Origin of the sequence: Mycoplasma parvum str. Indiana (genome assembly GCF_000477415.1) — a bacterium.
Lineage (GTDB): Bacteria > Bacillota_I > Bacilli_A > Mycoplasmatales > Mycoplasmoidaceae > Eperythrozoon_A > Eperythrozoon_A parvum.
The window spans coordinates 95,693-108,266 of the sequence record NC_022575.1; the positions used below are offsets into that span (position 1 = coordinate 95,693).

The window sequence follows — 12,574 nt, forward strand, 5'->3', positions numbered from 1 at the left end:
GTTGTCAGAGATAGAAAAATATTTAATTGAAAAAGGATTTTTATATCCTAGTAATTCTATATATGGTAAATTAGAAAATTCTTGAGATTATGGTCATTTAGGAGTTCTTCTAAAAAATAATCTAAAACAAGCATGAATAGATTATTTTGTTACTAAAAGTTCAAATGTTCTACTCTATGAAGGAAATATATTAACTTCTAGAGAAATTTGGGAGGCTTCTGGGCATCTCAAAAATTTTGAAAAAGAATTGATTGAATGCAAAAATTGTAATAAAAGATATGAAGTAGAACAGCAATTATTAAATAAATGTAAATATTGCGGTTCAAGCGAATTTTCTGAAGCAAAAAAATTTCAATTAATTTTTAAAACCGATAAATATTATTTAAGACCTGAAACTGCTCAAACTATTTTCGCTAATATTAAATTAATTTCTCTGAATTCCAAGCTCAATCTACCTTTTAGTGTAGCACAAATAGGCAAATCTTTTAGAAATGAGGTGACCCCTGAAAAAACTATTTTTAGAACTAAAGAATTTGAGCAGTTAGAATTTGAAGAATTTACCTTTCCAGAAAAAGCAGAAGAAACTTTAAAACAACAAGTAGAGCAAATTAAAAAATTTTTAGTAGAGAAATTGGAATTTCCTACTTCTTCTTTTTCTTTTGAAAGTGTTCCTAAGGGAGAATTACCACACTATTCACTTCAAAATTATGACTTACACTACAATTTTGAATTCGGCAGAGAAGAATTATGGGGAATAGCAAATAGAGGTAATTATGACTTAAGCTCTCATCAAGAATATTCTGGAGAAAAACTTCACTTTCAAATAGAAGATAATTCTAAAGTAATTTTGCCACATGTAATTGAACATTCTTTAGGACTAAATCGTTTAATGCTTGCATTAATAAATGAGAAGTTATTGAATATTGGAAATAAAAAATGAAAAACTCTTTCATTACCTATTTTTTTATCTCCCTACAAATTTGCTGTTTTACCTTTAACTAAAGAGCAATTAAAAGATGCTAATAAATTATTTAGTTATCTTCAAAAATTTTCTTTCTCAGTTATTCTTTCGCACAAAGGTTCGATTGGAAAAAGATATAGAGAGCAAGATGAAATAGGTACTCCTTATTGTTTAACAGTAGATTTTGAGAGTGGCAATTGAGAAGCTCTTTCTTTTTCTTTAACTTTAAGAAAGAGAGATAGTGGAGAACAAATTAGAATTACAAAAGAAAAATTACGAGATTATATTCTTCTCGCTCTAAATGTCTCTAAAGAGCTTTGATAAATCCAAATATAAAGTAAAAGAAATTCTTCAAAATTATCTATCCCTCGAAAAGAGGGGTAGAAATTTTTGAGCAGTTTGTCCTTTTCATGATGATACAAGCCCTTCTTTATCCATCTCAGAAGAGAAAAATATATTTAAATGTTTTTCTTGTGGAGTGGCAGGAGATGGCATTTCTTTTATTATGAAAAAAGAAAATATTTCTTTAAAAGAAGCTTTATATAAGGCTCACATTCTTTTAAAACTACCTCTTGAAGAATTAAATAATATACATTTTGATTCACAAGAACTTTTATTTAAAAGACAACTTTTAAAATTCAATGAATTTTTATTAGATTTTTTTGAGAGCTCCCTTCATTCTAAGGATGGGAAAGAAGCTCTAGAATATTTAAAAGAAAAAAGAAAATTAAGCGCTTCTATAATAAAAGAAGCTAAATTAGGTTTTGCTCCCACTGGAGCAAAACTTTTAGCTTCTCTAGAACAAATTAAAAAAATTTCTCATGATTATCAATTTATAAATGAAGGTTTTTTATTAAAAACAGGAATATTTATGAAAAATACTAATAATTCTTTAAATAGTATCTTTCCTATTTTTCAAAATAGAATTATCTTTCCTATTTTTTCTAAAACTTCAGAAATAATAGGTTTTAGTTCTAGAAAATTAGAAGACTTAAGAGATAATAGTCCTAAATATATTCATTCACAAGAAACTGCTTTATTTAAAAAGACTAATTTACTTTATAACCTACAAGATTTAACAAGAGTTAATAAAGAAGACTTTATTTATCTGTTTGAGGGTTTTTTTGATTTATTGGTAATGAAATTATTAAAGCCCAATAATATTTGTTTGGCTTTATTAGGTAGTGAAATATCTAATAATGGCTTAAAGCTTCTATCTTCTCTATCTAATAAAAAAATAGTACTAGTTTTAGATAATGATAGAGCTGGCAAAAATGCTACTCTCAAATTATTTCAAAAATTATTAAAAAATGAATTAAATCCTTATATTCTTCCTATTGAATATGGAAATTGCAAGGATTTGGCTGAAATGTATGCTACTGATAGCTCAATTGCCTTACCTGAACCCATTCTTTATATTGATTGAATTAAAAAAAATTGAAGAAATCTTTGAGAAAAAAAGGAAAATATTACAGATATTATTTCAATTAATCAAATAGTAGATTTTTTGTTATCTGGTTTATTTCAAAAAAATTCTAAAAGATCTAGAATATTTTTATTTCCGGAGCTTAATTATGAATTTGCAATTTCTCAACTTTCAAAAATATTTGATCTCTATCAATTAATTGAAAAAACTTCAGAAGAAGAGCAAGCAATAGAAAAACAAAAAAAGAAATATATAGAAGCTATTAATCTTAGTTCTATTCTTTCTAGAGAAGATAGAGGATGAATTAATAACTATTCAGGAGATGAAGATGTAGCTTCTAATGATTTAGTTCATCAATATTCTTCAATCTTAGAAATTATTGAAGAGTGTAAAAAAGATTATCAAAAATTATCTATTCTTGCAAAAGAATTTTCAAATTGAGAGAGCCCTTTATTATTTCAATATTTTGAAAACTATCAATTAAATTTCACTGACAATGAAAATTCTTTTTTAATAAAAATTAGAAGCTCTATTGAAGACTTAAAAGATCATTTATCTTTTGCTCTAGAAGAAGAACAAATTAAAACACTTGAATTAAATGGAATAATAGATTTTTTAGAGCTTTATTATTGCTTAGTAATTTCAGTAATAAGAAGGGTGAAAAATTATATAGTTTCTTCTTCAACTATGGGCTTTCCAGATAAATATGATCTAGTAAATCAAATGGAAAGTGAAGAATTGGAATTAAAAAAAGATATTGTGAAAATATTTAAAAAATTATTAGAGTTGGAAGAAAAATTTAAAGAAGAATAAGGGAGGAAATTTTTTAGCCAGTTCTCTGGCTAAAAAATTTATTACTTTTTTAAAAAATTAGATATTAAATAAATGAAAGCTATTTTATGCATTATCTTAAAGCTCAAATTATTTCAATTCATAAAAATTATGTCATTGCTGAAAATAACAATATTGGTTACAAAATATATTTAGCAGAAGCTAATTCTTTAAAGGAAGGAGATAATTATTTAATTTATCTCTTTAAAGAATTTAAGTTAGATAATAAAAATCAAATAATTTCTCATTTATATGGCTTTCTAACTGAAAAAGAATATGAATTATTTAATAATTTAATGACTATTAAAGGAATTGGTTGTAAAACTGCACAGACAATTTTGACAAATGATTGAAATATGATTTGTATTTTGGCCGAACAGGAAGAGAGATTGAAACTAGCTGAATTAAGAGGATTCAATTTAAAAACAGCTAATCTTTTTATTTATGCTCTAAAAAATACTAAATTTCTAAAAAACTCCTTTATTAGAAATTTTGAAAGTCTTTGTATTAAAGAAAATAATTCTTCCTATATGGAAGATGAAATAATTTCTTCATTAATCAAAATTGGATATACATTTGAAGATATTAAGCGAGCCTTAGTAATTATTAAGGAGAATAATTCTCAATTAAATGATTTCAATTCAATAATTAATGAATGTTTAAAAGCAATTTCACAATTTAAATATCATTAATTCAGCATGAAATTAGATATTTCAAATTTAAGACCCTCAAATCTAAATGAATTCATTGGAAAGCCTGAAATAATAAAAAGTTTGAAAATTGGAATAGAAGTAGCTAAAAAATTAAATAAGCCGTTGGAACATACTTTACTTTATGGCCCGCCGGGAGTAGGTAAAACTTCATTAGCTCACATAATAGCTAATGAAATGAAAGTTAATTTAAAAATTGTTCCTTCGACAAATATTCAAACTCTACCTGATTTAATAGGGGTTTTAAATTCATTAAATGATTTTGATGTTTTATTTATTGACGAAATACATAGTTTGAAATTGGAATATTCAGAAATGTTATATTCAGCTCTTGAAGATAATGTTTTGGATTTATTAATTGGTAAAAATTACAATTCTAAGACAATTAGAGTAAATTTGCCTAAATTCACTCTAATAGCAGCAACAACTAATTTAGGAGCTTTACCAAAAGCTCTAGAAGAAAGATTTGGATATATCTTTTTTATTGATTGTTATAGCGAAGAAGAATTAATTACTCTAATTAAAAGAGTTCTTAATTTATGGAGGCTAAATCTTAATGAAGAAGAAATAACAACAATTGTTTCTAATTCGAGGGGAATTCCTAGAAATGCTAATAGAATATTGCGAAGAGTTTTGGATTATAAAACTATTAATAATAAATGTGAAATTCAAGAAATTATTAAAGAATGCGGTTTTGTTTATATGGGTTTAACTGAAAGTGATATTAAATATTTAGTATTTTTAAAAAATAGTTTGAATTTCACTTCAGGAATTAAATCTATAGTTCAAGGAACTAATATAGATGAGTCTACTTTAATAAAGAAAATAGAACCTTATTTAGTTTGAAAAGGCTATATTTCTAAAACTAATAAAGGTAGGATTTTGACAGAAAAAGGAGAAAAAATATTGAGTAAATATAAAAAATGAAAAAGTAGAGCAAATAATTAGAACTTAAAATAAAGAGGTAACTTGTTAAGTATTTTCCGAAGCTAAAAATGCTTCTGATCAGGGCTGACATGCGTTTTTAAAGTTTTTTGACAATTGATTAAGAATTAATAATTTATAAACTAAAGATTCTCAATTAAATTATTAAGGGCTAGTAAAGGATTTCTTGGAAATGATAGGCGATGAAGGACGTGCAAATCTGCGAAAAGTATCGGGGAGTCGATTAGAGACCTTGATCCGGTAATCTCCGAATGTGGAAACACAGTAGAAACTAATCTTTCTACTATTGTTGGGTGAATTAAATAACCCGACAAGGCGAACTCGGCGAAGTGAAACATCTCAGTAGCCGGAGGAAAAGAAAACGAAGCGATTCCCTCAGTAGTGGTGAGCGGAAGGGGAAAAGGCTAAACCGAAAGATCTAGACGAAATTTCGGGGTTGTAGGACCTCGATAAAGCTATTTTGAAATGTAGTGGAAAATCACTGGAATGTGATGTTATAAAGGGTGATAGCCCCGTACATTAAACATCGAGAAAAGCTTGAGGTATCCTGAGTAGGGCGGGACATGTGAACCCTGTTTGAATCTGCCCCGACCATGGGGTAAGCCTAAATACTAATCATTTACCGATAGTGAATAAGTACTGTGAAGGAAAGATGAAAAAGAACCCAGATATGGGAGTGAAATAGAACTTGAAATTACTAGCCTACAAAGAGTCGAAGCACATTAATGTGTGACGGCGTGCGTTTTGAAGTATGAGCCGGAGAGTTATTGTAAGTTGCAAAGTTAAGCCGTGAAAAAGGTGGAGCTGGAGCGAAAGCAAGTCTTAATAGGGCGTTAAGTAGCTTACAATAGACCCGAAAGGGGACGAGCTATTCATGAGCAGGTTGAAATTTGGATAAAACTAGATGAAGGACTGAACCGACTGTCGTTGAAATGATAGCGGAGGACTTGTGAATAGAGGTGAAATTCCAATCGAGTTCCCTGATAGCTGGTTTTTGTCGATATAGTTTTAGGACTAGCGTCAAATAAATTGATAATTGGAGGTAAAGCACTAAATCTATAAGGGCACTTCGCTGTGTACTAAATAGAATTAAACTCTGAATTCCAGTTATTTTACTTTGGCAGTGAGACTATTTGGGATAAGCTTTATAGTCGTGAGGGAAAGAGCCCAGACCAACAAATAAGGTCCCTAAATTAAGCTAAGTGGAAAAGGAAGTCAAAATTCATAAACAACTAGGATGTTGGCTTAGAAGCAGCCATCATTTAAAGAGTGCGTAATAGCTCACTAGTCTAGTTTTTTGGCGCCGCAAGTACAACGGGGCTAAGCTTAATACCGAATTTTTGGATTTAAGATTTAATAATTTTAAGTGGTAGACAAATGTTGTATAAGGGTTGAAGTTTGAACGAGAGTATAAATGGACTTTATACAAGTAAGAATTCCGGCGTAAGTAACGAATGAAAGTGAGAATCTTTCTAGCCGATTGATCAAGGTTTCCGGGGCTAGGTTCGTCCTCCTCGGGTTAGTCGATCCTAAGGTGAGGCCGAAAGGCGTAGCCGATGGACAACAGGTTAATATTCCTGTACTACCTTAGATTGTCAACGGGCGGACAAAAGAGGTTAAAGTAAAAGGATTATTGGATTTCCTTCTAAGTTTCGAAGCAAGTCGAGGCTGAAAATCACCCCGACATTAATTGCAAGAAACGAATGCTATTTTTGGTAGGGATATCAGGAAGAATTACTACCAATCTCTTTTCGCGAAAAAACTCTAGACTTAAATCTAAGGTATTCGTACCGAAACCGAACACACGTGATCAAGGAGAATATCCTAAGGCTAGCGAGCTAACTACAGTTAAGGAACTCTGCAAATTAACTCTGTAACTTAGGGAGAAAGAGTGCCCCAGAAGGAATCTGGGGCCACAGTAAAGAACGAGGGCGAACTGTTTAACAAAAACACAGCTATATGCAAAATTCGAATATGAAGTATATGTGGCGACACCTGCCCGGTGCCAGAAGGTCAAAGAAGGTTGTTAGGCTAGCTTCGGCTAGCCAAAGCTTCTAACTTAAGCCCTGGTGAACGGCGGCCGTAACTATAACGGTCCTAAGGTAGCGAAATTCCTTGTCAGGTAAATTCTGTCCCGCTTGAATGGTGTAATCAGCTCTTGACTGTCTCGACTGTAGGCTCGGTGAAATCCTGGCGAGAGTGAAGACACTCTCTTGCCGCTACGGGACGAACAGACCCTATGAAGCTTTACTGTAACTTGATATTGTAAAGAGTTTTTGATATTAGAGAATATGTAGGAGACTAGGAAGATGATGCGCTAGTATTGTTGGAGTCGACAGTGGAATACTACAATTTCAATGACTTTTTGCTTACATATTGCCATAAATCTGGTGTATGGACAGTGTTAGGTGGGCAGTTTGACTGGGGCGGTTGCCTCCCAAATTGTAACGGAGGCGTTCAAAGGTACACTTAGCGCGAATGGAAATCGCGCAGAAAGGGTAATACTATATGTGTGCTTGATTGTGAGACAAACAAGTCGACCAAGTAAGAAATTAGGATATAGTGATCCGGTGGTTCCAAATGGAAGGGCCATCGCTCAACGGATAAAAGCTACTCTAGGGATAACAGGGTAATAATCTCCAAGAGTTCATATCGACGAGATTGTTTGCTACCTCGATGTCGACTCATCTTATCCTGGGGGTGAAGCAGCTCCCAAGGGTTCGGCTGTTCGCCGATTAAAAAGATACGTGAGTTGGGTTCAAACCGTCGTGAGACAGGTTGGTCTCTATCTATAGCGGCTGAAGGAAATTTGAGAGGATTCATTCCTAGTACGAGAGGACCGGAATGAACATACCTCTGTTGTACCAGTTGTTTTGCCAGAAGCATTGCTGGATAGATAAGTATGGATTAGATAAACGCTGAAAGCATCTAAGTGTGAAACTAACCTCAAAAAAATTTCCCTCTTTAAGTGGAACTTAAAGATAAGCATGGTGGCAGACTACCACCTCGATAGGCTACAAATGTAAGTACAGTAATGTATTAAGTTAAGTAGTACTAATTATGCGAAAGATTTAATGAGAATCTTTAAAAATTTATTATTTAATTCTTAATTATTGTTATTTTGTGCAGTCAGGATACTATGGTGGAAATACCTATATCCATTCCGAACATAGCCGTCAAGCACCATAGGCTCAATTTGGCCTTAGGACAAGAGCTTCTTTGAGTTGACTGCACTATTTATTTTTCAGACATTTTTTAATCTAAAATAATTTTTTTCTTTATTACTTAGTTAATTATTAAAAGAGAGTAAAAATACTCTTTTTAATAAATTAAAAAAAAGTTAAGAGATTCTAAATAAATAGTAGAGTTAACAACATTTCTAATTTTTAAATCAATCAATTAGGCCTAAAAAAGGCCTAATTGATTAAAAAATTATTTAGGATTTATTATTCAGTTTTCTTTTTGACTTAAATAAGTTTTAATTTTTCCATATTTTTCCAATTGAGTTCTATAAGAAGAAATATCTCCTCCTTTACCAGCAATTAAGTCAAAATTAGGAATAATTACTCTACCTTTGTCATCCTTAACTTGACTTCCTCTTATAGGTTCAACAATACCATAATTAATAAAACTTCCTGTATATCTAGTATAAAGACCTAAAAGAGCGCCATCTTTATCCAATACCATACTTCCAGAAGCTCCACCACCTAAAAAAGTATTGTCTAATACATAGTCATAACCTCAAGTAAACAAAGATTTACCATTTCAGAATAATTGTGTTTGTTTATGGTGTTGTTTATGCTTTTCTGAACCAGAGTGTCCTTTAATAACATCACCGTGTTGATTGGTTAAATTGTATCCTGTTCAATTCTCATGATCGTTGATTTCCTTAAAGTAAGTTAGTTTACTGTGAGTGGGAGTTATACTTCCTACATAGTTCTTATCATATTTCTTTTTGTATTTTTGATTCATAGAAAAAGATATTTCTCCATATCTATTAACTCCTGTAGGATATCCGCCAATAAAGAAATGATCTTCATTTTTATTTAGTTCTTCAGCGCTATATTTGCTCATTAGTTCAGGAGCAAAAAAGTTAATTGATTTTTCTGGAACTTGAGCTCCTGAATTTTCAAATACTTTATTTTTGTAGTACTTCTCAAATAATTTATTTGTAACTTTTTTAGCTACTTCTCCGCTTTCAAAATTAACTTCAATCACTCCAAAATCCTTAAAATAATCCATTGTTTCTTTATCATTATCAAGATCTTTTTTAACTCCAGCAAAATTTATTGCTGCATAAACCAATTTAGGATTATTAATATGAGCTTGATAAATTTTTGGAGATCTTACAGGAGATTTATTTCCTGCATTTTCATTCATTTGTATATATATAGGATGATTTTTATAGTAATCATCTTCCCTAGAACGATATCATGAAGATTTTTCTGAATTAGGAGCTTCAGTTATATCTTCCTCAGATAAAAGATCTAAAATAGGAATTTCTTTACTTAAGAATTCAACACATTTTTTACCTCATTTTTCATTCTTTTTTAAGTATTCACTTAAAGTTGAATTAGTGATTGGCAGAGAAATGTTATATTCACTTTCGGCGAATCTAATTTCATTAATTACATGTAAATTGGTAGCAACAAATCACTTTGTAGGGTATTTATTCTCATCTATAGGTAATTCAAAATCTAAGAATCAACCTGTTCCTGTTGAACAAGGTGTAGATAATTTAACAGTATGATCTTTAATCATCTTATAGATTTTTGCATCTTCTTTTAATTGATTTGTATTTTTTATTAAATCAATATCTCCTGAACTAACTAAATTATTCCTGTAATCTCAGTAATAAATTTCATTTTTACTTTCTTCCATATGCTTTCTTTCTTGATCGGAAATTTTTTGTTTATTTAATATAGGGTTTGTCGTTCTATTGCTATAAACTTTGTTTCCTGAGCCATTAGGCCCGACTCAATCACCTACATTATTTTCAATAATAGTTTGAGGCATTAATTTTTTAGGTTGAACTGAAATTGTTTGTTTGTTCTGAGAAACAGCCTTAATTCCAGTAAGTTTTAAAACTTCCTTTTCTTTGTTTTCAGTATTAAGTTCTGAATCTAAAGAAGATGAGCTTTCTTTAGGAGTTAAAAAAGATTGAGAATCGTCTTTTTGATTATTTGATAAAGAATTTTCAGATATATTTTCTGCAATAATTGTTGATATATCAGTATTTGGCTGAGTCGCAAAAGATGAATAATCTTTATCAATTTCAGGAGAAAGATAATTTGATAAATCTGCTTTTCTGTTGGGCAAGTTTGAATTATTAACAAATCTATAGACTTCATGCCCAGAATAACCAATCCCACTAGCTCCACCAACTGAAACGAAAAGAAATTTTAAAAGATTTGGAAAATTAACTGGCAAAATTATTCCTTAACTTATTTACTTAAAAAGTATAAAAGCGGAATTAATTATAAATGAAAAATATATACTGAAATACTAAAAAAAGTAATTGTTCATTCTTCTTGTATCATTCAATAACTATTAATAAAAAACTTTAAAAACTGAGCAAAGTTCAAATAATTTTTAGTTTTTAATTTTTCTTTATTAGTTAGTTATATAGATATATTTTTTTAGAATACTAAATTTTGTATTTATAGATAAATATATATGACTAATATATGAATTTAAAAAAAGTAGTAATGATTATTGATGGTAATGCTATAGCTAGAAAATGTTTTCACGCTGTCATTTCTTCAAAGAAAGATAAAAAATTTTCAAGAAGAAATGATTCCCCCCCGATAAAGAATTTTTTAAACTTTTAATTTCTCAAATTACAAATTTTATGGCAAGAAAAAATTATTTAAGAAAAATAATTGTTTTTGACAGAAAAGATGGAGATAATTTTAGGAAGAAAATATTTTCGGAATATAAGGCTAATAGGGATTTAAGAAAAGTAGATGAAAGTTTTTATTATTGAATTGAATATTCCAAAAATAAACTCAATAATTTAGGTTTTGAAATATATATTCCTGAAAATGGATATGAAGGAGATGACCAAATAGGAACTATTGCTAAGAAATTTTCTGAAAAATTTTTTTTATGTTGAAATTTTTACTATTGATAAAGATCTTTTACAACTTGTAAATGAATTTATTTCTATTTATTTATAGTCAAGAAATCTTTTTTAACAATTTTTCACAACTTAAAAAATTTTTCTATTTTAAATGATGGTATTTTGCCCCATCAAATTCCATTATTTAAAGCTTTAGCTGGAGATTCTTCAGATAATTATCCTGGAATTCCTAATGTTGGTGAAAAAAGAGCCGTAGCTTTAATAAAGCAATTTGGAAGTGAAGATAATTTTTTAAAAAATTATCAAAATATAAAAGATTCAAAAATAAAAATTTCTATTTCAGAAAATATAGAAAAACTGAAGTTGTATCTTGAAATAGCCAAAATTAGAACAGATTTATCTTTTTCTTTATAGAAAATAATTAATTATGTCTCAGTGGGAATTAACGACTTTAGATAAGTTGGGAAAAATATCATCTGGAAAGTCATATTGCAGAAAATATGAATTTAATCCTAAGTTACACGAAGAATCTATTTCTTTCGTTGGAGTTAAAGAAGTTGGTCAAAGTAGATTGCATATTTTGAAGTGTAATAGATATTATTTTTTAAACAAACTTTCCTTAATGAATAACAAATTATTTTCAAAAAATACAGTTTGTATTTCTATTTATGGAAGTTATCCTGGGGATGCAGCATTATTAAAAAACGATTCTTTTTTATCTAATTGCGTTTTTGCCTTTTCTTCTTATAAAAATATTTCTAATCCCCAATTTATTAAGTATTGTTTGGAATTATCAGAAAAAACATTTTCATCTATTTCCGCGACAACTATTATCAAAAAGGCTTTACCTATTTACAAATTACTTTCTGTCAAATTTCCTTGCCCCCCCCACGATATTCAACAAAAAATAGGAGATATCCTTTCTGCTTATGATGAGCTAATAGAAAATAGTGAACAACAAATAGAAGTGCTTCAAAATATTAGAACTTCTATTTTTAAGGAGTGATTCATTAATTTAAGATTTCCTGACAGTAATTTAGTAGCTTATTGACCAGAGAGAAGATTTCCTAGTGATTGGAGATATCAAAAACTTGAGGAAGTTGCAAAAATTGAAGTGGGAAAAGAATCTGCTAATAATGCAGTAAAAAATGGAAGATATCCGTTTTTTACTAATTCCACTAAAGATAAATTAGCGAGGACAAACAAATATTCTTATGACACTTCCGCAACTTTAATTAATTTTGGAGGAAGCGATTTTAGAGCCAGATTTTATAGAGGTAAATTTGAGGCAAGTGATTTTTCTTATATTGTCTTATCTAAAGACAAAAATTTAATTTTTTTAATTTTTGAAGCCATAATGTTTATACTCCCACAAATATATAAATGCAGCGTAAACTATAAAAAATTAAAAAAACAACAATTAGAAGGAATAAAAATCATAATTCCTGATAGCAAAACATTAGAAAAATTCAACAGTATTTGTGAAAATATTCAGCTTAAGATTGAAAGCTTAAGCATAGGAATTGAAAAACTTGAAAGAATGAAAAAAGATTTACACAAAATGATTTTTAGTCAAAAAATAGAAATTTTTTAAATCGTTGTATTAAGTTTTAAAAAGG

The 12,574-nt window shown here is 29.4% G+C and carries 9 protein-coding genes and 2 rRNA genes; 10 read left to right on the forward strand and 1 reads right to left on the reverse strand.

Features of this window, described 5'->3' with window-relative positions:
- Position 1: 1 nt before the first annotated feature.
- From PRV_RS00565 to rrf, 6 genes are all read left to right on the forward strand, one after another.
- Entirely contained in the window at positions 2-1,285 is a 1,284-nt protein-coding gene (locus PRV_RS00565) for a glycine--tRNA ligase (RefSeq protein WP_022768994.1), read from the forward strand.
- Positions 1,263-3,200, forward strand: coding sequence for a DNA primase (dnaG, locus tag PRV_RS00570; RefSeq protein ID WP_022768998.1), 1,938 nt, complete (start codon positions 1,263-1,265; stop codon positions 3,198-3,200). Before PRV_RS00565 ends, dnaG begins: the two co-directional genes overlap by 23 nt.
- An 86-nt stretch (positions 3,201-3,286) precedes the next feature.
- The gene (gene ruvA, locus PRV_RS00575; RefSeq protein ID WP_022769002.1) at positions 3,287-3,910 is read left to right on the forward strand and encodes a Holliday junction branch migration protein RuvA; all 624 of its coding nucleotides are present in this window, start codon (positions 3,287-3,289) and stop codon (positions 3,908-3,910) included.
- A gap of 6 nt (positions 3,911-3,916) precedes the next feature.
- Positions 3,917-4,876 (forward strand): Holliday junction branch migration DNA helicase RuvB, encoded by a 960-nt coding sequence (ruvB, locus tag PRV_RS00580; protein ID WP_022769005.1) that lies wholly within the window; start codon positions 3,917-3,919, stop codon positions 4,874-4,876.
- 131 nt (positions 4,877-5,007) lie between these two features.
- A 23S ribosomal RNA gene (locus PRV_RS00585) occupies positions 5,008-7,952 on the forward strand.
- Positions 7,953-7,997: 45 nt separating this feature from the next.
- A 5S ribosomal RNA gene (gene rrf, locus PRV_RS00590) occupies positions 7,998-8,107 on the forward strand.
- Positions 8,108-8,305: 198 nt separating this feature from the next.
- On the opposite strand, the gene PRV_RS00595 is transcribed toward rrf, so the two are convergent.
- On the reverse strand, positions 8,306-10,303 hold the full coding sequence (locus PRV_RS00595) for an MIP family Ig-specific serine endopeptidase (RefSeq protein WP_022769009.1): 1,998 nt from the start codon (positions 10,301-10,303) through the stop codon (positions 8,306-8,308).
- A 257-nt stretch (positions 10,304-10,560) separates the two neighbouring features.
- On the opposite strand from PRV_RS00595, the gene PRV_RS03025 reads away from it, so the two are divergent.
- The 4 genes from PRV_RS03025 (at position 10,561) to PRV_RS02910 (ending at position 12,549) form a co-directional block, all read left to right on the forward strand.
- Entirely contained in the window at positions 10,561-10,704 is a 144-nt protein-coding gene (locus tag PRV_RS03025) for a hypothetical protein (RefSeq protein WP_022769013.1), read from the forward strand.
- An 8-nt stretch (positions 10,705-10,712) separates the two neighbouring features.
- Positions 10,713-11,006: a PIN domain-containing protein gene (locus PRV_RS00600; RefSeq protein ID WP_269077122.1), complete on the forward strand. Its 294-nt coding sequence runs from the start codon at positions 10,713-10,715 to the stop codon at positions 11,004-11,006.
- A gap of 111 nt (positions 11,007-11,117) precedes the next feature.
- Positions 11,118-11,369 carry a 5'-3' exonuclease H3TH domain-containing protein gene (locus PRV_RS00605; protein WP_022769021.1) on the forward strand — a complete coding sequence of 84 codons (252 nt, stop codon included), beginning with the start codon at positions 11,118-11,120 and terminating at the stop codon, positions 11,367-11,369.
- Positions 11,370-11,382: 13 nt separating this feature from the next.
- On the forward strand, positions 11,383-12,549 hold the full coding sequence (locus PRV_RS02910) for a restriction endonuclease subunit S (protein WP_022769025.1): 1,167 nt from the start codon (positions 11,383-11,385) through the stop codon (positions 12,547-12,549).
- The last annotated feature ends 25 nt before the right edge of the window (positions 12,550-12,574 follow it).